Source organism: Oceanobacillus saliphilus, assembly GCF_023522835.1.
Lineage (GTDB): Bacteria > Bacillota > Bacilli > Bacillales > Amphibacillaceae > Oceanobacillus > Oceanobacillus saliphilus.
The window spans coordinates 241,938-265,196 of the sequence record NZ_JALCZU010000001.1; the positions used below are offsets into that span (position 1 = coordinate 241,938).

Below are 23,259 nucleotides of genomic sequence, written 5' to 3' on the forward strand. Positions count from 1 at the left end.
TGATATCCCTTACTTTTTCCAAATTCTAGATTGGGGAAAGGAGATCTCAATGCTAATCTCCCAAAACTTTATATTTTCAAAAAATACAAATACTATTCATAATTGTTCTATACGAAATAAATTAATATTATCTTTTATAAGCTCCAATAAGTGTATCCTTTTTCGTCAATCTCTTTTCTGTTAAAGATACTTTTTACATCAACAATAATTTTGGCTTTATTATTATGTTTAGCGAACAATGAATCTACTTCTTCCAAACTCATTTTCTTGAACGTGTCATGTGCAACCGCAAGAACCAAACAATCAGCATCTTTCACTTCCCTTATATCAACCAAATCAATATCATACTCTCTCTTTGCTTCTTCTGTATCTGCAACTGGATCTACCACAATTGGTTCAATTCCATAATCTGTTAAGCTTGAAATTATATCAATAACTTTTGAGTTTCTGGTATCTGGTGTGTTTTCCTTAAAGGTCATTCCTAAAATTACTACTTTAGCTTGTTTAACAACCTTATCCGTTAAAATTAGCTTCTTAATAATTGCATCAGCAATAAATTTACCCATTCCATCATTAATTTTTCTCCCGGAAAGAATAATTTGACTGTGATAACCTAATTTCTCCGCCTCATAGACAAAATAGTATGGGTCAACGCCTATACAATGCCCACCAACAAGTCCAGGATAGAATTTAAGCGCATTCCATTTTGTATTCATTGCCTCGATTACTTCTTTTGTATCAATTCCCATGCGGTCAAATACCATAGCAAGTTCATTCATAAATGCAATATTAATATCTCTCTGGCTATTTTCAACAACCTTAGCCGCTTCTGCTACTTTTATTGAGCCTACTTTATGAACACCAGCTTCAATTACTAATTCGTACACTCTAGCGATATCATGCAAACTCTCTTTATCCATACCAGATACGATCTTAATAATGTTCTCTAATCTATGTTGTTTATCACCCGGATTAATTCGTTCAGGAGAATAGCCTATCTTAAAGTCAACGCCACATTTCAATCCAGACTCTCTTTCCAATATTGGAACACAAATGTCTTCAGTAACTCCTGGATAAACAGTAGATTCATAAACTACAATAGAACCTTTACTCAGGTTTCTACCAACAGTAGAACTTGCAAGTTCAACAGGTGTAAGGTCTGGAGTTTTATCAATGTTAATTGGAGTTGGAACCCCTATTATATGAAATTTTGCTTCTTTTAATCTTGTTTCATCCGAAGTAAAATCAACGGTGGTTTGTTTTATTCCCTCGTTACCTATTTCATTTGTTGGATCTATACCACTTTTATATAATTCAATTTTTCTTGAATCTATATCAAAGCCAATAACCTCTAGCTTCTTTGCAAATGCAACTGCTATAGGCATTCCGACGTACCCTAAGCCTATTACTGCTATTTTTTCTTCCTTATTAACTAATTTTTCAAATATACTCATTTTATATTTCCTCACTTTAAACTTTTATTTCTAATAATAATCAGTAGAAATACTACTTTAATCTTGTCTCCATACAAATTACTTACTTAATAAAATTAATTATTGGTTTCATAGCTACATCATAGTCGAAATGCGTCTTCGCATATCGCATAATATTTTTTTGAATTGTTTGAATTGATTCTTTACTAAGAGCATCATGATAAAATTCTATAATATTATTAAAATCTAAATCTGAATCATCTGCTGGGACTTTGAAATAGTAATTGTATTGTTCATCATAATCAAGTTCTGTTTTAACCCCTGATATAATTAACAATCCCTTTGCACAGTATTCTTTTCCCTTTAAAGAACTATTATATTCAACCCCAGACCTATGCCTTCCTAAACTATCTAATCCAATCTCACACTGTTCATATACTTTATCCAATTCACTCCCTGTTAACATCCCATATAAGAATACATGCTGGTTCAAATTATATTCTTCTATCATTTTTTTATACTTTTCCATCTCTTCCCCATCTCCAACTATATGGAGATTAACTATTCTACTATTCTGACCATCTTTATAATAATTTGCTAATCCTTTTATTGCCCTATCATATCCATGCCAATAGGCTAAACTTGAACAAGCAATGAGGTTAACCTCTTCTTCATTGGCATGTTCTGTTAAGTGTTTTCTCTTTAATGTGGTGAAATTAATTGCGTTTGAAACCGTTAATGTCGGAATTTTAAATACTTCTTTATCTCTTGAGTAAGTAACTACTTTATCAACATATAAATTAAGGTGATTTCTCCAATATTTATCTTTGAAAACTAATGGCAGGGATTTAATTTCAGTTAGCTCTTTATCATAAGGATAAGTTGGTATTTCGACTATTATTTTTATGCTAGATTTTACTCTCTTGACTTTTTTCAGGAAATATATTAAATCTCCATCCATATACCACGATTTTCTTATATAGATAAAGTCATAGCTAGAAATAGTTGAATATTCGAAATCCCACCTATGCAAATGTGAAAATGGTAATCTTCTTTCAATACGATATATTTTTTGATTTCTTTTGGAATATGGATTATAAAAATCCATATGAATCCCACTACGCTTAAATGAATTGATTTGATTGTAAATTTTCTTCGCAATTCCATTAGATGTAACCTCTGTAATCCTGTCCAAGAAAAAATTTGCTCCAAAAGCTATATATAAACCTCTCAATGTATAACCTCCATTAGATGCATTTTTAAAAAGGATGCCCTTTGCAAGAGAGTACCATGCACCTTTTTAGACCGAAATTAATCTATACCAATCATATATCTTTGACATTAATATCAAACTTTCCTAGTAGTTTTAAAAGTGCCTCTATAGATATGCAATTAAAAGACATAAAATTAGTAAGCTTTGATAATATAAAATATAACATTATGTCTTATTAGTGTTCTTTTCATGGTTATCATATAAAATGATAAAGCATAACAAAAACATAATATATGCACCAGGACTTGCTTTAACAACATCTAGTTTAACCATATATATTAAAACCGAAAATATTAAATAAAATCCTATTGCTTTCTTTAGTCCACTATCAGAAGTTTTTATGACCGTTTTTAATAATTTTGTGTATAGAGCTATAACAATTAACAGTCCTACAATACCAAATTTCCAAATAACATTAACATACCCAACGTCACTCCCAGTGTTAATTAAATCCTTTGGTGTTAAACCAGTTCCAAATATAATTGATAGATCAGTAGGAAAAAACCAAAACATAGAGGCATTTGTATAATAACCCCCTGTTACTTCACCTTCTGTAATTAATGCTATTGTTGAATCAATTCCTTCTTTCATCCAGGTATAAGTTGTTGGAGCATTTAATTGAATTAGATTAAAAACAGCACTTAATAGATAAGACAAAATTAGTAAACTAAACAATACCTTTAAAAACGAAGTAGCTTTCCCACTATAAATTAGATATAACAATAAAGATATTATTAGGCCTAAAACAGATAATAATAACCCTGTCCTTGAATTTAATAATGGCATCATAAATATGGCACCTGATATAATGAAATAAAGTTTATTTCTATATAATGCATAATTGAATGTAGTTATAAACATTATACTAGTTACGTATCCAAACATATCATAAAGACTATAAGCAAATCCGAAATTTCTCTTTCCGGAGATATCAGTAACATAGGTTGAAATCTTATTAGATGAACTAATATTTGTGGACATAATTTGGATAAAATAATTTTTTATATCAGATGATAAAAATGAGGCAATGACTAATACTGCTTGTATTGAAGCAGCAAATATTATCATCTTTATTAAAAAGTAAAAGTCATATCCCTTTTTTTGGGATCTTGTGGTTACAAATAAACCTATTGCTATAATATATAATCCGTAGGATATGAGACCAATGAATGTGTTTAAAAATGCACTTGTTAAATTTACATCATTTCTAAAAAGAAAGTTTAAACCGGTAATAACCACTCCGTATATAAAATATAGTAAATAACCTTTTATAAATATAGTAATTCTACTTTTGGCTATAGCTACTTTTGCATAACCATAATTTAGAACTACATAAATTATTGAGTATATTGTCAATATTGGTTCGAAACTAAAATTTTTAATTAAAGGTGGGTCAAATAACCATAAAAAAAGATAAAGTATTAACACTATATCAAGTTTGAATAAATTTCGATTTATAACTCGACCATTTTGCATGTTGCAACTCCTTTAAAACTAGTAATGTAACTTGCTACTAGCCTTCAGATTTATTAATCGATAATAAATCTTTATATATTAAGCTTCTCATCACTTTACGTGACTTTATACCATGACGCATAATAAACATTTTACGTTCCCAACTACTTGATACCACTTGCATCGTTGAACCGTACTCTTTATGAAGAATACTAATATCTGGTGTGTATAGCATAACTAAACCATCTCGCTCAGCAATATACTTTAATATAGCTTCTTCAAAATACAAAAATGTTTGGTCATTTAGACCATTATATTTATCAAGATATGAGCTGGACAAAATCAAGCAACTACCTTGTAATTCAACGTTAATCAAATCATTATTAATTTTATCAGAGCGTTCTTTTATCACTTTAGAAGAAAGCCAATTCTTCATTTTTATATAAATTTCAATTATGTCTATATGAAGATACAAGAGAATAAGCTCAATATATTTAATCCAAAGCATGTAGTTAATAGTCAAAAGATTATATTTTTTTGTTTTTCTTGGATTACCATGTGTAATGCCATCCAAATTAAGTATATCTGGCCCCATCACATGGAATTGATATTTATCATATTTGTGAGATATGACCTCATTCCAATTTCCTGAAATAATTTCTGTATCACTATTAAGTAAAACAACAAAATTATTTGGAAACAATTTTCTTGAGTACTCAATACCAACATTAAGGCCCTTAGCAAACCCAAGATTTTGTGAATTAGTTAATACATGAATTTCTTTATTATCTTTATATTCTTTTCTTAACCTTTCTCCTGAATCGTTACCCGAACCATTATCTACAATTATGACAACATTATTTTCATGTAGATTGGCTTTATTAATGGATTTTACACACTGGAAAGTATCCTCATACTTTTTATAATGCAAAATAATAAACGATAATCTAACCATAAAACCCCTCCTCTTACTCTTGAGTATCCATTAGGTATTTTTCAATCACTGGTTTCATCATTTTTTTCCATGACAAGTACTTTTCGGCATAATCTCGTATTTCATTTGGTGAATTTACACATTCATCAAAAAATTCTATCACTCTATCAATGTCAACATATTCTTTATACTCATCCACTTCGAGAACAAAATCAAGGTTTCTTTTCTCTTTTTTGATAAAATCTAAATTACCAGCAAATATAAATGGGATTCCCCTTGCTAAATATTCTCTACTTTTTAATGAGCCCACGATATTTGTTGTTTCTATTCTATTCAACGCCAAACAGTCGACGCCGATATCAGACTCATCAAATATTTCATCTAAATGAACTCCTGTTTGAAATCCCCAGAACTTAATGTATTTCTCCACATTGTAACTTGTGGCTAGTGCCTTAAGATCCACTCCATTACCTTCCGGGCCTACTATATTAATAAATACTTTTCTTTTTCTATTTGGATTTTTATAATATTCTCCCAATCCTTTGATTAACTTATCATATCCATGTTGTGGCATTATATGACCAACAGCTATCAATGTTAAATGGTTATCACTCCTTTTCTTAAAGTGAGTACCGAATTTTTTAACATCAACCCCATTCATAGTTTCCACTACTTTTGGATGACTCCCATCATATTCTCCAAAGACAACCAACTGATTTACCTTTGAGAATAATTTTTCATACAAAAAGCTATCAATATAATAGAATAATTTTTTTCGCGTTACTATCATCTCTCTCTTCCATGGATATGTAGGGTATTCATAAGCAACATAAACATTTTTTTTTCTTAACCAATCGATTAACCCTAATATCCAAGGAGTTATGGGAACAATTCTTCTAATATAAACAATATCCGGTTTTACTGTATTTACTATTTCTTTGAAATTATTTACAAACTCTTTTATTAGAAACATCTCATCAAAGATATTCTTTGACTTTATTATTCTTTTATGCTTTAGTTTAGATGTATTCGTAGAAATTTCATTTTCTAAAAATTCATAGAAAAGTATATTATCACCAGAAATAGTGTATAGGTATGTTTCATTTCCTAGATCGCGTAGAGCTTCGACTTGCGAATGTATTTTATTCTTATATCCCGGTCTATCTAGCTCATTCAAAAACGAAATATAGATTATTTTCATATGATCCTCCTATAAATTCTAACTCCTAAGTAATTTGCTTTAAAACATCCTTAACTCTCATATAAAATTGATCAACAGAAAACAGTTTCTTAAATATTTCATAAGTCTTAGCTCTAGATTTATATGAGTACTTCCAACCAAACTCTCTGTCCATTTCCCAGTTAATGCCGATTCCGTGCTTTTCAACTAAATCCCAAGTATCACCGCGAATATTATTTATTATCGGTAGACCTGCCTCAAAGTAGTCAATACTTTTCATTGTTAACCCTACAAAAACACTATCCTTCATAATATTTAAACCATAGTGGCAGCAGTCAAATATCTGCTGTTTCTTATTTTGATCATAAATTTTCCCATGATAAATAACAGTTGCCCCGGAAAGTTTCGCGCAATCAATCAATTCTTCCTTTTTTTCTCCATCACCAATTATATGAAGAGTTACAGGCTTAATACTGGTCAAGCATTTAATAATTTCTCCTATTTTAGGAATATCAATAATATTATTAATTGAACACAAGATAGCAAATCGAAATGTCATTTTGAGGTAATTGAGGGTTGATTTTAATTTCATTTACTTGTCTAGCCAAATAAATAGTTTGAAGCTTATTCTGTCCTACTACGGGTTTTAATATTTCATGATACAAACTGCATTCTGTGACTACTATATCAGCTACATTCAATTTTTTATCTCTCAGATTACGCCAATTACTAAATGGTGGTAAACTCTTAAACTTATGAATAGGCATTGTTTCAGGCCATAAATCAATTACATCGAAAATCAATTTTGTATTGGGATATGCCCTTTTATATCTGTCTGCCATTTCAACAAATGAATTTGGCGGAATTAACACCCAAACCAAATCTACTTCTTGATTCTTGATTTCATCAAATATATCTCTAGATAATTTATAATGCGAATACAGTCTACCGAGAGATAAGTTTTTGTAGTACGGATTAGCCTTAACGTATATATAATTATTCTTGTTGTCATTCCTCTCAACCTTATCAAAGTGTCTGAAGTTTGAAGTATACACTTTGACAGTATCACCATTAGCCTTAAAGAAACCATATAATAAATCCACTCTATGTTCATAGGTATCGAAACAGTTTATAATAAAAACTTTCATTTCACTAACTCCTCAGTACAAATAATAAAAAAGATTATTTTCCCTCTGTCAACATTATGCTTTTACGCAAATCTCTTATTTGGTAATTCCCCTTATTGTATTGACTCATGGATTGCTCATAAACCAAATTACCAAACACCTTATTAATAATCCCAAGTTTCCTACCAATAATCATTAATATAAGATTAAATACCTTAACCAGCTTAATCTTCTTCCCATTTGCTTCTGCAATCAACCTAACCATCTCACTAGTTGTAACATATTCGCGGTTCTGAGGAAAAAACAACCCACTCTCTTCATGTTCAATTATTAGCCTCAAGAACTCACAAAGATTATCTATATGGAGCATACTACGTTGATTATTAATAGCAGGGAAAATTGGTAGTTTCTGTGCAGCCTTTGCTAATTTTGGGTAATTCCCTTTAGAACCTTTCCCATATATCATGGGTGGCCTAATTATGGCCACTTTATAGTTATCACTTAACAAGTGTTTGATACCCTCTTCCGCCTGCAATTTACTATTCCCATAAAAATTACTCGGTGTTGGGACTGTATTTTTAGTGATGACTCTTTTCGAATTACTACTATCCCCATATACAATAATGCTGCTCATAAAAATAAACTGCTTAACGCCATCTGCTTTGGCTTTTTCAGCAGTTGCAATCGTGAGGTCCCGGTTTACCTTATAATACATCTCTTCCATTTTTGGATCAGATGAGACATGTGCTATCCCGGCAAGGTGGAGTACCACATCATACTCAGAGAAATCTTTTTCTTTCCAACTATCATTTCTTAAGCTAATAGAGTCTATAGAATATTTATCAGGAAATTTATCAATCCAATTTATAAGGCTCGTCCCTACATAACTAGTTCTACCTGTTATTAATATCTTTTTCATTTAGAAATGCTCTCCTTGCTACTTGCAATTTCCTTCTTAACACCAGTTCCACCTTCAACAACCCCGTCACTCTTCACTACACTAACTATGGTCCCGAAGAAGCACTTTACATCCATCCAGAGGCTAATTTTCTCAACGTAGTCCCCATCCAACTTTGCTTTCACTTCAATAGGAAGCTCGTCTCTACCATTAATCTGTGCCCAACCAGTTAATCCTGGTGGTACATCATTAGCACCATACTTATCCCGTTCAGCAATGAGGTCATACTGATTCCATAGTGCTGGTCTTGGCCCAATAATACTCATTTGTCCCACAAAAATATTCCAAATCTGCGGAAGCTCATCAAGCGAGGTTTTTCTCAGGAATTTCCCCATCTTCGTGATATACTGTTCTGGATTACCTAATAAGTGAGTTGGAGTGTCCTTTGGTGTATCTATTCTCATGGTACGGAATTTCAATATATTAAAATGAGTTTTGTTGATTCCAACACGTTTTTGCTTAAACAAGACGGGGCCTCTTGAATCCATCTTAATAGCAATTATTAGAATTAAAAAAATGGGTGATAAGACAATAAGTCCTATTAAAGAAAGGATAATATCTATCAATCTTTTAACCTTCATATACATCCAGCTACACTCCTTAAAATATGTTCTTTAGTAGATTAGGACTTAATTAGAATTTTTTATTCTTCATTCCAATCAACTACTAAACCACTAAAATTGTTATCTACTACTGATAGCCACCTCGTACCGAATATTCAATATGCGGTAGTATGTTCTTGTAAACAAGCGCGAATTTACATGCTACATATTGTGTTTTGTTATCAAATTCCGATACTCACCTCGCATTTTCTATTCAATATGCGAAATAGATGAAAAAATCAACATATAGTATGTTATTGTGGATAAAACGGTTTTATAATACTATATATAGTGTTTCTTATCGTATTACAATACCCACCTCGTAATATCTATTCAATCTACCAAGTAAATACGAAATAGATATTCTTGCATTTATCACCCTATACCGAGTTTCTTCCTATTATATAAACCATTCAATCAATCTATAAATCTCACTAAAATCGCCTCAAACCCATATCCCGCAAGGTTTCTAGCGTTCAATCTAACCACGATAGTCAGTTCCCACCAACCATCCAATCAAAGAAAAGGAACTCCTCCACTAACATCATCTTCCTCCGCATAACCACTACAAACAACCTCACCATCAATATACGCCACATCACATTTACCAGAACAATTCTCAAAATCATACTCATTTTGCAAAGTAAACTGCGCAAATAAAACATCCGTATGATCCTTTCCCTCCATTACTAAATATGTTTCATAATCCTTCTCCACTAAATCCAACTCAGCAAGACATGCATCTTTTTCCGCTTGTTTAACTGTTGATAAAAAAGCAGGAACAGCTATAAGTAATACAATACTTAAGATCACTAACACAGCAAGAACCTCAATAACAGTAAATCCTTTTGCGCCTGCCTAAGTTATTATTAAGCTTTTTTTCAACAATTTTCGCCACCCTCCCAGACAAGTATGATTTTTCAATCTAAAATCTCATCTGTATTTCTAAAAGGTGTCAAAAAAAATAATTAAAGGGGGCATTCAACCCCACCTCACACCACACTAATGACAACAATTGCGTCTAAGGTCCTATTTCAACCCACAGCACAGCCGAGTACCTCCATTGATACAGGTAAGGAGATATCACCATAAAACATGTTAACACGCATTCACTTTAATAAGTTAAATTACGAGCATTTACTTTTTCTACTAGATATTTATACAACTCTTCCCCAATCTCCTCATTCTCCAGCGCCAACTCCACCGTCGTCTTCACAAACCCCAACTTCTCCCCAACATCATACCGCTTACCCTCAAAATCATAAGCATACACACTCTGAATCTCATTCAACATCTGAATCGCATCCGTCAGCTGAATCTCACCACCAGCACCAATCTGTTGCTTATCAAGGAAATCAAAAATTTCAGGCGTAAACACATAACGCCCCATAATAGCTAAATTAGAAGGAGCAGTTCCTTGCTTCGGTTTCTCCACAAAGTTACTTACTTTATATCGTCTACCCTCAACAGTAAGAGGATCCACAACACCATAACGATGAGTCTCATTCTCAGGAACCTGTTGAACACCAACAATCGAAGATTGAGTCTTCTCAAACTCATTAATCAACTGCCGTAAACCAGGTTTTTCTCCCTTATCCTCTTGAACTCGAACAATATCATCACCCAAAAGCACAGCAAATGGCTCATCGCCAATAAATTTACGTGCACACCACACCGCATGACCTAATCCTTTAGGCTCTTTTTGTCTTATGTAATGGATATCCACATTGGATGCTTGATTTACCTTTTCCAGCAAGTCAAACTTTTCCTTCTTTATCAGGTTATCTTCTAATTCAAAGTTATGATCAAAGTGATCTTCAATCGCCCGTTTCCCTTTACCGGTAACAATAATAATATCTTCTATCCCAGACTCAATTGCTTCTTCAACAATATATTCAATTGTTGGTCGATCCACAATCGGCAGCATTTCTTTCGGCATCGCTTTTGTCGCAGGTAAGAATCTAGTCCCCAGTCCTGCCGCTGGAATGATAGCTTTTTTAATAGTTTTCAATAGACTCAGCTCCAATAATTAAATATTTTAATTAGCGGTTTAACTTGTTTTTAAAGGGGTATAAGTATTATACATTTGCTGTCAATAGGCGCCGCTCGGCAAAAACGATTCCCATAAGCTCATCTTTTAATTTGACGGCATCAAAGTCATCGAAGTTATCAATTAAATCAATTAACAATTGCTTATCCACCTCAACCGTCCTCCCTACATAAATCTTCTCATAAACCGCATCCGGATGCACCTCGTCCTCACCCAAAAGCTCCTCAAACATCTTCTCCCCAGGCCTTATCCCAGCAAACTCAATCGGAATCTCTTCTTCTGTATATCCTGATAATTTAATAAGGTTTCGAGCCAAATCAACAATCTTCACAGGCTCACCCATATCCAAAACGAAGATCTCCCCACCATTCGCCAATGTCCCAGCCTGAATAACCAATCGGGAGGCTTCCGGAATCGTCATAAAATAACGCGTCATATCCGGATGAGTAACCGTAACCGGTCCACCACGTTCAATTTGTTTCTTGAAAAGTGGAATAACACTACCACGACTGCCAAGCACGTTACCAAATCGTACGGCGACAAATTTCGTCTTGCTTCGCTGTGCCATATCCTGGACAACCATTTCTGCTATACGTTTCGTTGCGCCCATCACATTTGTTGGGTTTACTGCTTTATCGGTCGATACCATCACAAATTTATTCACACCGAATGCATCGGCAGCTTCTGCGACATTTTTCGTGCCGATAATATTGTTTTTCACCGCTTCATGTGGATTATATTCCATCAATGGCACATGCTTATGTGCTGCCGCATGGTAAATGATTTCCGGTTTATGCTGATTAACAATATCAAATATCCGTTCGCGGTCCTGCACATCACCGATAATCGGGATAATCTCTGTTTCGGTATCGCCATAGACACGTTTCAGTTCCATATCAATCGTATAAATGCTGAATTCCCCATGGCCTACAAGCAAGATTTTCTTCGGTGTAAACCGCATGAGCTGGCGGCAGATTTCCGAACCGATTGATCCACCTGCACCAGTAACCATCACCGTATTCCCGGTGACATATTCTTGGATTTTATCGATATCCAGCTTGACCGGCTCTCGACCGAGCAGATCCTCTACTTCGACATTTTTCAGATGGCTGACAGATACTTTTCCTGTCATGAGATCCTCAATTTTAGGAATCATTTGCACCTTTGCATTCGTTTTATTACATTCTTCAACAATTTTCTCTAATTCGCCATTACGTAACGACGGAATGGCGATTACGATATGTTCGATATCAAGCTTTGCGGCAACTTCTTCGATATCCGCTGTTGTGCCTTCTACCGGTAAGTTGTACACCTGCATTTTTTGTTTATTGATGTCATCATCCACAAATGCAACTGGACGTAAATCGGTGTTGCTATGCTCATTGCGGAGCTGGCGGGCAATCATTGCACCCGCAGACCCGGCACCAACGATTAGGGTACGTTTTTTGGTTGTGTCGTTTTTTATGTAACGGTCCCGGACAATCCTCCATACGAAGCGGGAGCCACCAATAAGGATAATATGCAGCATCCAAGTGATAAGCAGTGCTCTTCTGTACACCGTTCCATTCACAAGCAGCTGAACACCACCGACTGCGATAATCGAAAAGGTGATTGACTTTACAATACTTACGAGCTCACCCACACTAGCATATGCCCAAACTTTATTATACAGGTTATAAATAAAAGCAAAGATATGATGAAAGACTAATAGGGCAGCAGCGCTAATCAACAGTTCGTCTAAAAGCAGACTGTTCGGGTAAGATGGATAGATTGCCCAAAACGCAATGAATATCGCTGTCGTTACAATGAGAGAGTCCAGTAATATAAGGGATGTTAGCCTTTTACGATACGACATAAATTCAGTTCCTTTCTTTCAATAACTTAAGTACTTATTAAAGCCCTACACTTCCACAGATTTCCATTTATTCGACATAATCCTATCCAAGTATTTTACCACATTCTTCCTGCCTTTTATGTTAATTTTTTTATAAATTTTACTTATATGTACTTTTACAGTTCCTTCAGTAATTTTCAGTTTGTCTGCGATCTCACCATTCCGCAAATTTTGCTTTAAATGATAAGCTACTTCCGCTTCCTTCACAGACAGATGTACACCATGTTCAATCAGTCTCTTATTAAAGAAATCAAAGTTATCATGTCGTAATTCTTCCAATTTCTCCACGAATTTCTGAGTGATTGGTGTAGGGAGAATGAAATAATTTTGTTGAACATGGAAAATCGTACGAATCAAATCATTCGCATCATCGGAATGCTTTTCTATTATACTATCGCTCCCCGCTTCAATGATCTGAAAATAACAGTCAGACTGAAGATGGTTTACGAACGTAATTAGTTTCACATCTGGAATTATTGCTTTTATCCGCTGTACCATTTCAGTAGATTCCGTTATTGGCAAACCCTCTATATCCATCAGAATGATATCAGGCTTCATCTGTTCAACGGTCCAATCCATAACTTCATTACATTCTATGTATCCTACCAGCTTTAAGCTTTCATGATTCTCTATTTTTTCAGTAACATGGTTAGAAAATGGAACGCTGCTTATGTATGCTACAGTAACCATATATATTTCCCGCCTATTCATCTATTTCAAAAATAACACTTTAAAAGATATATTCCAATAGTACAATAGTGCGGGTCATATTATTAGTGACTTTTGACAATAAAAGTCATAATTTAGGAGTTTCTTCCTTTTCTTGAAATATATGTTTAAAATAGGCGATTGCCTTTGCACGGTTATGAATATCCAGTTTGTTATAAATTTCACTAATATAATTTTTAACGGTACCTTCACCAAGGAATAACTTATTGGCAATTTGGTGGTTTGTGTAATTCCCCATCAGCAGAAATGCAATATCAATCTCCCGCTTCGAAAATTTGTATCCCAATCGTTCCATGCTAGTTGCAAAAATCTGTTTTCTGTTCAGGCTCAATTCGCGTATTCGCCTTGCGAGTATACGAGCTACTTCACCAGAAAAGACCACTTCCCCATGATAAGCTTTAATGATGGAATCTACCAGCTGGTCCGCATATAAAGCTTTTACTAAGAAACCATCTGCACCGACATTGATTCCGGAAATGACGTGATCATCCTCTGCTGTACTCGTCAGTAAAACCACTTTGATATCGGGATAATGATCCTTAATGAATTTTGTCGTTTTAATCCCATCCATCGTTGGCATGTGAATATCCATTAACACGACATCAGGCTTCAGATGCCTGATTTCTTCCATGGCAATTTCTCCATTGTCAGCTGTGCCAATAACTTGTATGTTATCTGTACGTTCTAAGATTGCTTCTAATCCATCACGGAATAAACGCTGATCCTCTACTAAAAGAACTTTAATCACTTGAAATGCCCCTTTTAGATATTTGATTTATACTCCCCAATTTTTTCTCTATCTATATAGTAAATGTTGCGGTGTACAAATAAACGTACAGCTTGAAATGGGTTCATTAGAATAACCCGAGAAATTTTTTCTTTTTTACCTGGGAAGGCTCCATTCTGTTGACATTCATATTGTCAACCAGTAATTGACTATTTTCCAGGAACATATAGAAATAATCGCTGCCATATTTATTTTTTATTTCATGGAATGCATCATGCATACAAAATCCCCGTGTTGTCGTGTTATGGGCATCCGACGCCACAAAATGCGTCAGGTTAGCCTCAATCAAATCATGCGAGAACTTCTGGATGTTTTTGCCGAATTTACCGACGACACTTGCAGCCGTAACCTGAGTTAATGCACCCTTTTTAACAAATTCATACAGTTTGCCTGGATGTTCAATCAACTCCTGATTGCGTTCCGGGTGAACAATTACTGGTGTATAGCCTGCCACTTGAATGTCGAACAGCATTTGGCTTGCATAGCGCGGAACATTCGCTGATGGAAATTCAATAAACAGATACTTCGAGTCATTGATAGGCAATATGTTGCCATTCTTCATATCTTCCAAAATATCTCCATTGATGCGGTTTTCCTGTCCTGGAAGAATGATTAACGGGATATCTTCTTTCACAAACAATTCACTTAAAATCTCTACACTATTGATAATAGAGTGACGATCATTATCATACTTACCGTTCTTATTATGAGGGGTTGCGACAATCGCCGTGATGCCTTGAGCCACCGCTTCTCTTGCCATTGCCAAACTATCTTCTTCCGTCTTTGCGCCATCATCAACACCAGGCAAGATATGGGAATGAATATCAATCATTGTTCGACACTTCCTCTCTTTAATCTATTAACTTATTAATCTACTAGTATAACAAAGGCTTTTTTTCCTTACAATTTTATTATATTTAGGTCAAAATACCCGTGTATGTAATTATACCAAAACTTGTAATAATTACCAATTTTTTACGAACAATAGAGAAAGAACTCTCTGATTTGTTTATCAGAGAGTTCTCGTCTATGTAATTAATTTGTACCGTAATAATAGTAATAGTTCGATGCTTTTTTCTCACGACCGTTTAAGACGGTTCCGAGCAATTTGGCTTTGGCAGGCTCCAGGATTTCTTTTGCCTTTTGGGCTGCTTCCAATTCTGTATGTTCACTGCGTACAACGAGCAATGAACCATCGACAACATTTGCCAGAATCTGCGCGTCTGCAACTGCCAATACTGGCGGGGTATCGAAAATCACAATATCATATGCTGTTGTCGCTTCCCTTATGAAGGCTGCCATTTTTCTTGAAGCAAGCAGTTCAGAAGGATTCGGTGGGATCGGTCCACATGAGATGACATCCAAGTTTTCCACATCGGAAGGATTCACTGTTTCATCTAATGTATGTTCACCAACCAAGATATTGCTCAAACCTCTTAAGTTATCAAGGCGGAACGTATAATGTACCGTTGGTTTTCTAAGATCCGCGTCAATCAGCAATACTTTTTTACCTGTTTGCGCATAAACGACTGCAAGGTTTGCGATTGTCGTCGATTTCCCTTCACTTGGCCCTGAGGAGGTTACAAGTAGCGATTTAATGTCGTTATCCACGGATGCATACTGGATATTCGTGCGAATCGTCCGATATTGTTCAGATATCGGAGATTTAGGATTTAGCTTGGTGATGAGGTTTCTCATCTTGTTGTTTGCTTTAAACTGATTTCTTTTGCGCGCCATCAAAGCCACTCCTTTGCTTCCGATTTGATTCAAAGGTGAATTGACTTCCTCTAATATCCTCTTCACTCACTAAGGAGATAACACCAAGGACAGGCAATTCCAATTTCTTTTCAACGTCTTCTTCTGTAGTAATCGTGTTATCCAAGTATTCAAGCAAGAATGCAATCCCTACTCCAACCATTGCGCCAAGTACAATAGCAATTGCAATGTTCAGAATTGGGTTCGGTGCAACTGGCGACGGGTTCGGGCTTAGCTGTGCTTCTGTCAGAATACTAACGTTGTCGACATTCATAATATCCGGTATTTTCGATTCAAAGGTTGATACCGTCACATTGGCAATGTCCACCGCAGTAGCCGGATTTTCATGTGTAGCAGTTACCGTAACCACCTGTGAATTATCCGCACTGGATACTTGAATTTTTTCAGAAAGTGCTGCTGATGAATAAGGCAGGTTTAATTGCTCCACTACATCATCTAAAATGGCAGGACTCTTTATGATTATGTTATAAGTATTTATCATTTGTACGTTTGTTTGTATGTTGTTTGTATTAAGTTGAGACGGATCCTGCAGCTCCTGATTTACAATGAACTGTGAGCTGGATTGATAAGTAGGTGTTAATACGAAATAACTAATAATTGCAGCAACAAGTGCAGCGCCAAATACGAAAGCCGTAATCATTAAAAAGCGCTTTTTCAAAACCCCGAATATCTCTTTCAGGGAAATCGTTTCTTCCATTTCGGTACCCCCATATAGTTTTGTTTTGTCTAAGATTGTTGAAATATATTCTATCATTTAACTACTTTTCGACATTACAATTAGGAATTATATCATATTAAATCGTTGTGTTATATATTTTTTTGAAATATTTACAAATAGTAAGTATTTTGTGGGGGTTGTTTTATCGATTTTTTTCATAGTAATATTACAAAAAGATTACAAATCTCCTATAAATATATAATATTTTCCATTTAACAGCTATAATTATGTTAGTTTCTGTTAGATTATGGTCATACAGAGATAGTTTACCAGATTTGGTTTTTGGGGACAGCGTGCAGGTGAGTTGTTTATCACATTGCGGGTGATTCTCAGGACCGAACTGAACAACAGGGGGATATTCAATTGGCGAACAAGAAAATATTTATGTCGGTTACTGCCACAGCAGTTATCGCATCGGCCTTTTTTGCAACAGACGAAGCAGAAGCAGCATCCTATAAAGTACAAAGCGGTGACTCACTCTGGTCGATTGCACAAAAACATGGGACAAGCGTGTCCGTATTAAGATCAATCAATAATTTAACATCAGATCTTATTTTTCCAAACCAAGTGATTGAAACAGATCAGGTAACAAGTTCCAATTCAAATACTAATTCCAGCACAAGTTCTAATACTACTAATACATCTACTACTAATTCTACTACATACACCGTTGTACGTGGTGACACGTTAAGTGGCATTGCCTCGAAACACGGTATCTCTCTAGCCAATTTGATGAAATGGAACAACCTGAGTACGACATTAATCTATCCTGGGAATAAATTTGTTGTAAGTGCACCTTCTGCATCGAGTTCAAGCTCAAGTTCAGCAGGGTCGACGTCAACGACTTCATCAAGCAATAGCCAAGTTGGGTCATCATCCGTTTACACGGTCAAATCCGGTGACACGTTATCACGAATCGCGTCACAGCATGGCGTGACAGTTAGTAATTTGAAATCATGGAACAACTTGAGATCTGACCTGATTTTAATCGGTCAAAAGCTGAATATCGGCGGCAAAGCTACATCTTCAAGTACAGGCACTGTATCTACTACAAGCGTAAGCACAGCACCTGCAGCAAACGTCAGCTATAACGTTGATAAACTGATCAGCACAGCAAAAAGCCTGAACGGAACGAGATATGTATGGGGTGGAGCCACAACAAGCGGCTTTGACTGCAGCGGATTCATCTATTATGTATACAAGCAAGCAGGCATGGACATCAGTCGGACATCTGCAGCAGGATACTTTGACCGTTCATACTATGTAAACTCCCCACAAGTGGGCGACCTTGTATTCTTTGAAGGAACATATAAATCTGGCATCTCCCATATGGGAATTTTCATTGGTAATAACCAGTTCATCCACGCTAGTTCTAGTGGTGTACAGATTACTAGTTTGAGTAATTCTTATTGGAGTAAGCATTTTGATAGTTTTAAGCGGTTTTATTAGGGGATAGTTTTTAAACCTGATAGTTGATTGATAGGGTTTTGGGTTTGGTTGATATAGAGGGAGAACTCCGGCGTGGGCTGGGGTTCTTTTTTTGTTGGTGGGGAGTGTTTGGGCGGGTGGGGCTCTCCCGTTTCGGCGGAGGGCTCTCCCGTTTCGACGGGGCTCTCTCCCGTTTCGTCGGGGCTCTCTCCCGTTTAGACGGGGCTCTCTCCCGTTTAGACGGAGCTCTCTCCCGTTTCGACGGGCGGCTCTCCCGTTTCGACGGGGGGCTCTCCCGTTTCGACGGGCGGCTCTCCCGTTTCGGCGGGCGGCTCTCCCGTTTGGACGGGCGGCTCTCCCGTTTGGACGGGCGGCTCTCCCGTTTGGACGGGCGGCTCTCCCGTTTGGACGGGCGGCTTTGTAAGGGCAAGTTTATTGAATGCATGTTATTAAAGAAAAGAAGGAACTCCGCGGGGCTGGGGTTGTTTTTTGCATTCCAATAGTTAATTTATTGATAACTTAGTGAATAAAAACTCACAATATTATAAAAAAATCCTTTATTGTTGCAATAGTACTATATAACTCCACTATTTCCTGGTAACATATTTAATTAAGTGGGTATTTAGAATCATCCCTAAAATCTGTCATTCGTTAATCGCTAGCTTATCGAGAGGTAAGGACGAAAAATAGAAGACCTATAACTCGTCGGCTATGGTAGCTTAGTTTGCGAAGAAGGCAACGAAGGCGAGCGTTAGCCTTTATATACAAAGTATATAGGTGATAACTTAATGGTTGATATACATGATGAAGAAACAACAGATTACCTCTTAGATTTGATTCATTATAAAAGAGAAATATTAGTGAAAACAGCTGAGAGATTTGGTTTGGAAAGTGAAAAAACATTGCTATGCAGTCAAGGATTAGATGCGTTAATTGTCAAGAAACAGCGAATGGTGAAATCAGAGTGACAATGCATGCTTGATAGAAATATTTTAATTGCTGATCATTAATAGTTTAGTAGATGCTTCTTTAATAGACTTCAGCAACAAGATTATCGAGACGATACAGAGAAAGGAAGCAAATAACCGTTTACAAACATACAAAGTCGGCTGATGTGTTCCTCTACATATCAGACCAATGTAGATGGTTTAGCTGTTTTGAAGAAAATAGGTAGGGAATATTTAATAGAAACGGGTTCCTAAAACTAATTTCATGGAGACCAATTGTTACCATGATGAGCAGTAATTTTTCCCTTGTAATTTGAATTTCATGTAACATCATTCTGTTCTTATAGGAGGAATAAGTGCCAATGAAAAAATTTCGAAATCTGTTTACAAGAAATATATCTTCCAATAATCATGGAATAGATAAGCAAACGAAGGGAAACGTATTACCTCCTACCCCTCGTTCTTTAGCATTAAACCAGCCAGATTTAATTATCGTGTTTTCTCCAGCAGGGGACATTATTTCAGAAACTAGCAAAAGGCTTATGGAAATATTCGGATCTCCGTTACGAACAAAGAATGATTTTCTTCATTTATTTCCAGAATCGACCTCCGCAAGACTGGAAACGGTATTTCGTAATACATTAGAAGGCAAATCAGAAAATATAGAAATAGAAATTAGAAGAAATAATGGTCAAGAAATGCAGCTATTACTTACTTTTATTCCAATTTATATAAAAAACAATACGACAGAGGGGATTTACGTTATCATTAACGATTTAACAAAGCACTCCCAGCTGGAACATTCGTTAGAACTGATGAAAAAACATTTAAATCACTCCCAGGAGATTGCTGCAGTTGGCAGTTGAGAATATCTCCTTGATGGTGAAACTGTCGATTGTTCGGGAAACCTTTTAGATACACTTGGCATCGATCAATCTGAAAATATCCGAATGGATGAACTTTTTGCAATGGTTCATCCAGATGATTATTCGTTAACGTTTCAAAAGTTTGTTGAGTCAACAAGAAAAGGAAATAGCTTTAGCGCTGAATTTCGAATACTTCATGGGAAAACAAACGAACTGCGGTACATAACCGCTCAGGCTGAATGTATCAAGAAGGGTGATATTCCCTATAAATTTATCGGGGTGATTAGAGACGATACTCCTTATAAACGTTTAGAAAATGAATTAAAAAATCAGATTACCAATTTACAACATATCTATGATCACTTAGATGCAGGAATATGGCTGCGGGAAAACACGGAAGGAAAGATGGTCTATGCTTCAAAAGGGCTTGTGGATATTCTGCAATATCCTTTGGAAAAGATATATAAAGAACCTGATTTTTGGAAAAAAGTGGTCCCCCCTGAATACCGTAAGATGTTAATCGAAAGTTATCATTTATTAAAAAATGGTCAACTAACTAAAAATATCATTCCGATTGAAACTCTAGACGGAAAAACAAAATGGATTCAGGAACAGACGATTCCATGGTTCGATGATAACGGAGAAATAGCTTATCTATTTGGAATGGTACTAGATGTCAGCGATGAATTAGAAATGCATGATCAACTTAACTTCCTCGCTCATCATGATGCACTTACCAAAATGCCAAACCGTCATGGTCTATATGATAAACTCGATACACTTTGTCAGGAAGAACATCCATTTGCTCTTTTGTATTTAGATTTGGATCGGTTTAACGTGATCAACGATTCATTAGGTTATCATGTTGGGGACGAGTTATTAAAGGAAGTTGCAAGCGGGATTAGAGCAATCGTTCCAAAAGAAGGTTATATCTCACGTATCGGTGGCACTGACTTTGTCATTGTGATAGAAAACGATCCACTTAAAGATTCTATTTCTAGTTTAGCTGATCAGTTAATGCAACACATTCAGAAACCAGTAACGGTCCAAGACTTTGAAATACAAATAACAACCAGTATCGGAATTAGCTTTTTCCCGGAACATGGAAAAAGCAAACTGGAGTTAATTGAAAATTCCCGCTCCTCCTTGTACCATGCAAAAAGACAAGGGAAAAACAATTATAAGATATATTTTGATATGAAAGATATATCATCTTATAAGAAATATATTTTGGATAGAGACATGAGAAAGGGTCTTATCAACGAAGAATTTGAAATCTATTACCAGCCAAAAGTGAATACAGATGGAGTCCTTGTAGGAGCAGAGGCATTATTGCGATGGAATCATCATGAATGGGGACTTGTTTCACCTGAAGACTTTATTCCCATCGCAGAAGAAAATCATTTTATTAATGATTTAGGTGATTGGGTGATAAAGGACGTTTGCATCCAACTTAAAAAATGGAAAGAAAAAGACGTTACATTACGTCCGATAGCTATCAATATATCCCCCATTCGTTTAATGAAAAAAGGATTGGTAGAATACGTTAAACAACAGTTGGAGCTTTATCAAATTCCGGGCAACTATTTGGAGTTTGAAATCACAGAAGAATCGCTCTTAAAGTCCGATATCACTGTTCTTAGCACGTTAGAGGACTTAAAAAGTATTGGTGCGACCATTGCCATTGATGATTTCGGTACTGGTTATTCTTCATTCAAAACGTTGCGAGAAATCCCAGCGGACACCTTAAAGATAGATAAAGTTTTCATCCAACATATTACGGACGAAAACAAAGTAGATGCAGCAATCGTCTCCTCTTCCTTGCATCTAGCTAAAGGTTTAGGATTGAAAATTTTAGCCGAGGGTGTAGAAGAATATGAACAATTAGAGTTTCTAAAACAAAAAGAATGTGATTTTATTCAGGGATATTTATTTTCCAAACCTGTAGTATTAGAAACGTTTGAACAAATGCTGCAAACTGGTTATTTATCACCGAGTAAAAAGAAACTTTCAAAGAAACCTGAAATAGAACGTAGAGCGTTTTACCGATTTGAGTTCCCTTATCGTGTGCTTGGAAATATGACGATAACAGAAGTGAAAAATCGTAAAGTCAACCTTGGTGCAACACCAATTTTAATAGAAAATATTAGTTTGGGTGGAATAAAAATAGTATCTTTATTAAGGCTACCTATTAATTCAGATATGAAATTTATGTTTGCTTTTACCCTTATGAATGAGCTGTTTGAATTAGAAGGCACATTAATATGGAAGGACGATGCAAAAGGAGATACGTTTTTCTATGGTGTTACATTCAACTTAACTGTCCAAGATGAAGATCGATTAGCGCCAATAATTAATCAGATGAGTGCTTTGCAACATGCAACGAAACAAATACCTGATACAGATTTTGTTTATGAAGATTCCTTTTCTTATTTACGTAAACTTCATTCATAGGATTTAAGTTAGCTGTTTTGGGGCTTTATAGGGATTTTAGGGATATTTAAATAAAAAGCTGACATTTATTTTGATATCCCTATTGCAATATTAAGGGTGGAGTAATAATTGCCTGTTAATTTTGGAGTAAGTTTTAACTTACACACTTTATTTGACAAACCCTGAATTTTACAAATCTCGGGGTTGATTGTGCAGCTTTGCCGGATGGTTACTTGCTTTGGGCTTCTTACTGTTATTACAATGTTCCCCTCAACCTTGCTACTTCTTCTACCTTTAATTTCGTTAACTTTGCAATGTGATCATCTGAGAAATTTTCACGTATTAACTCTTGAGCCAACATCTTTTTCGCTTCTTCTCGGCCTTCGTCTCTCGCCTCAGCAAACAACTCCGCTAATGTCGGTGGTAATTTTTCTTTTTCTGCACGCATTGTTTGGGACACCTCCATTCCTATTAGGGGTCTTATGTCTTCGCTTAATTTCTTTTTTAAGGATTCTGGAACGTGGAGTAAATAATCGATGAAAGAAAATATACTGCTGACTTTGTCCCGATCACTAATTGTTATTGAATTAATTCCCTCAACCTTGCTACTTCTTCTACCTTCAATTTCGTTAACTTTGCAATGTGTTCATCCGAAAAATTTTCACGTAT

At 35.5% G+C, this 23,259-nt stretch carries 21 protein-coding genes, 2 pseudogenes and 1 riboswitch; of the genes and pseudogenes, 5 read left to right on the plus strand and 18 right to left on the minus strand.

Going from position 1 to position 23,259, the window contains the following annotated elements; all coding sequences use genetic code 11:
- Positions 1-134: 134 nt before the first annotated feature.
- The 17 genes and pseudogenes from MN204_RS01055 to MN204_RS01135 all read right to left on the minus strand — a co-directional run bounded on the left by MN204_RS01055 (position 135) and on the right by MN204_RS01135 (position 16,895).
- Positions 135-1,454, minus strand: coding sequence for a nucleotide sugar dehydrogenase (locus MN204_RS01055; RefSeq protein ID WP_249869214.1), 1,320 nt, complete (start codon positions 1,452-1,454; stop codon positions 135-137).
- An 82-nt stretch (positions 1,455-1,536) separates the two neighbouring features.
- Positions 1,537-2,667: a glycosyltransferase gene (locus tag MN204_RS01060; protein WP_249869215.1), complete on the minus strand. Its 1,131-nt coding sequence runs from the start codon at positions 2,665-2,667 to the stop codon at positions 1,537-1,539.
- 204 nt (positions 2,668-2,871) lie between these two features.
- The gene (locus tag MN204_RS01065; RefSeq protein ID WP_249869216.1) at positions 2,872-4,182 is read right to left on the minus strand and encodes a hypothetical protein; all 1,311 of its coding nucleotides are present in this window, start codon (positions 4,180-4,182) and stop codon (positions 2,872-2,874) included.
- A 37-nt stretch (positions 4,183-4,219) separates the two neighbouring features.
- On the minus strand, positions 4,220-5,116 hold the full coding sequence (locus MN204_RS01070; protein ID WP_249869217.1) for a glycosyltransferase family 2 protein: 897 nt from the start codon (positions 5,114-5,116) through the stop codon (positions 4,220-4,222).
- 13 nt (positions 5,117-5,129) lie between these two features.
- Complete coding sequence (locus MN204_RS01075; RefSeq protein WP_249869218.1) at positions 5,130-6,296, minus strand: glycosyltransferase family protein; 1,167 nt, start codon at positions 6,294-6,296, stop codon at positions 5,130-5,132.
- Between the two features lie 25 nt (positions 6,297-6,321).
- Positions 6,322-6,756: a glycosyltransferase family protein gene (locus tag MN204_RS01080; RefSeq protein ID WP_249869219.1), complete on the minus strand. Its 435-nt coding sequence runs from the start codon at positions 6,754-6,756 to the stop codon at positions 6,322-6,324.
- Between the two features lie 43 nt (positions 6,757-6,799).
- Positions 6,800-7,423 (minus strand): glycosyltransferase family protein, encoded by a 624-nt coding sequence (locus MN204_RS01085; RefSeq protein ID WP_249869220.1) that lies wholly within the window; start codon positions 7,421-7,423, stop codon positions 6,800-6,802.
- Between the two features lie 34 nt (positions 7,424-7,457).
- On the minus strand, positions 7,458-8,321 hold the full coding sequence (locus MN204_RS01090; RefSeq protein ID WP_249869221.1) for an NAD-dependent epimerase/dehydratase family protein: 864 nt from the start codon (positions 8,319-8,321) through the stop codon (positions 7,458-7,460).
- Entirely contained in the window at positions 8,318-8,947 is a 630-nt protein-coding gene (locus MN204_RS01095) for a sugar transferase (protein WP_249869222.1), read from the minus strand. Before MN204_RS01095 ends, MN204_RS01090 begins: the two co-directional genes overlap by 4 nt.
- 531 nt (positions 8,948-9,478) lie before the next feature.
- A pseudogene (locus tag MN204_RS01100) lies at positions 9,479-9,808 on the minus strand (type II secretion system protein); the annotation flags it as partial.
- Positions 9,809-10,076: 268 nt separating this feature from the next.
- Complete coding sequence (gene galU / locus MN204_RS01105) at positions 10,077-10,973, minus strand: UTP--glucose-1-phosphate uridylyltransferase GalU (protein ID WP_249869224.1); 897 nt, start codon at positions 10,971-10,973, stop codon at positions 10,077-10,079.
- A gap of 67 nt (positions 10,974-11,040) precedes the next feature.
- On the minus strand, positions 11,041-12,867 hold the full coding sequence (locus MN204_RS01110; RefSeq protein WP_249869225.1) for a polysaccharide biosynthesis protein: 1,827 nt from the start codon (positions 12,865-12,867) through the stop codon (positions 11,041-11,043).
- A gap of 45 nt (positions 12,868-12,912) precedes the next feature.
- Positions 12,913-13,596 (minus strand): transcriptional regulator, encoded by a 684-nt coding sequence (locus MN204_RS01115; protein WP_249869226.1) that lies wholly within the window; start codon positions 13,594-13,596, stop codon positions 12,913-12,915.
- Positions 13,597-13,702: 106 nt separating this feature from the next.
- Entirely contained in the window at positions 13,703-14,383 is a 681-nt protein-coding gene (locus MN204_RS21425) for a response regulator transcription factor (protein WP_249869227.1), read from the minus strand.
- Between the two features lie 106 nt (positions 14,384-14,489).
- Positions 14,490-15,254 (minus strand): tyrosine-protein phosphatase, encoded by a 765-nt coding sequence (locus MN204_RS01125; RefSeq protein ID WP_249869228.1) that lies wholly within the window; start codon positions 15,252-15,254, stop codon positions 14,490-14,492.
- 203 nt (positions 15,255-15,457) lie between these two features.
- Entirely contained in the window at positions 15,458-16,159 is a 702-nt protein-coding gene (locus MN204_RS01130; RefSeq protein WP_249869229.1) for a CpsD/CapB family tyrosine-protein kinase, read from the minus strand.
- Positions 16,134-16,895, minus strand: a complete 762-nt coding sequence (locus tag MN204_RS01135; RefSeq protein ID WP_249869230.1) for a YveK family protein — start codon at positions 16,893-16,895, stop codon at positions 16,134-16,136. Before MN204_RS01135 ends, MN204_RS01130 begins: the two co-directional genes overlap by 26 nt.
- 384 nt (positions 16,896-17,279) lie before the next feature.
- Here MN204_RS01135 and MN204_RS01140 point away from each other — a divergent pair, with 384 nt between their 5' ends.
- From MN204_RS01140 to MN204_RS21435, 5 genes and pseudogenes are all read left to right on the plus strand, one after another.
- Positions 17,280-18,365: a C40 family peptidase gene (locus MN204_RS01140; RefSeq protein WP_249869231.1), complete on the plus strand. Its 1,086-nt coding sequence runs from the start codon at positions 17,280-17,282 to the stop codon at positions 18,363-18,365.
- Between the two features lie 625 nt (positions 18,366-18,990).
- Positions 18,991-19,075: riboswitch (cyclic di-GMP riboswitch) on the plus strand.
- A 57-nt stretch (positions 19,076-19,132) separates the two neighbouring features.
- Positions 19,133-19,312 carry an aspartyl-phosphate phosphatase Spo0E family protein gene (locus MN204_RS01145; protein WP_249869232.1) on the plus strand — a complete coding sequence of 60 codons (180 nt, stop codon included), beginning with the start codon at positions 19,133-19,135 and terminating at the stop codon, positions 19,310-19,312.
- Positions 19,313-19,653: 341 nt separating this feature from the next.
- Positions 19,654-20,157, plus strand: coding sequence for a PAS domain-containing protein (locus MN204_RS01150; protein WP_249869233.1), 504 nt, complete (start codon positions 19,654-19,656; stop codon positions 20,155-20,157).
- Positions 20,158-20,193: 36 nt separating this feature from the next.
- Positions 20,194-20,832: pseudogene (locus tag MN204_RS21430) on the plus strand (PAS domain-containing protein); the annotation flags it as partial.
- On the plus strand, positions 20,821-22,611 hold the full coding sequence (locus MN204_RS21435; protein ID WP_368858640.1) for an EAL domain-containing protein: 1,791 nt from the start codon (positions 20,821-20,823) through the stop codon (positions 22,609-22,611). The pseudogene MN204_RS21430 and the gene MN204_RS21435, both read left to right, overlap by 12 nt.
- Before the next feature lie 235 nt (positions 22,612-22,846).
- On the opposite strand, the gene MN204_RS01160 is transcribed toward MN204_RS21435, so the two are convergent.
- Entirely contained in the window at positions 22,847-23,038 is a 192-nt protein-coding gene (locus tag MN204_RS01160) for a hypothetical protein (RefSeq protein WP_249869235.1), read from the minus strand.
- Positions 23,039-23,259 lie beyond the last annotated feature (221 nt).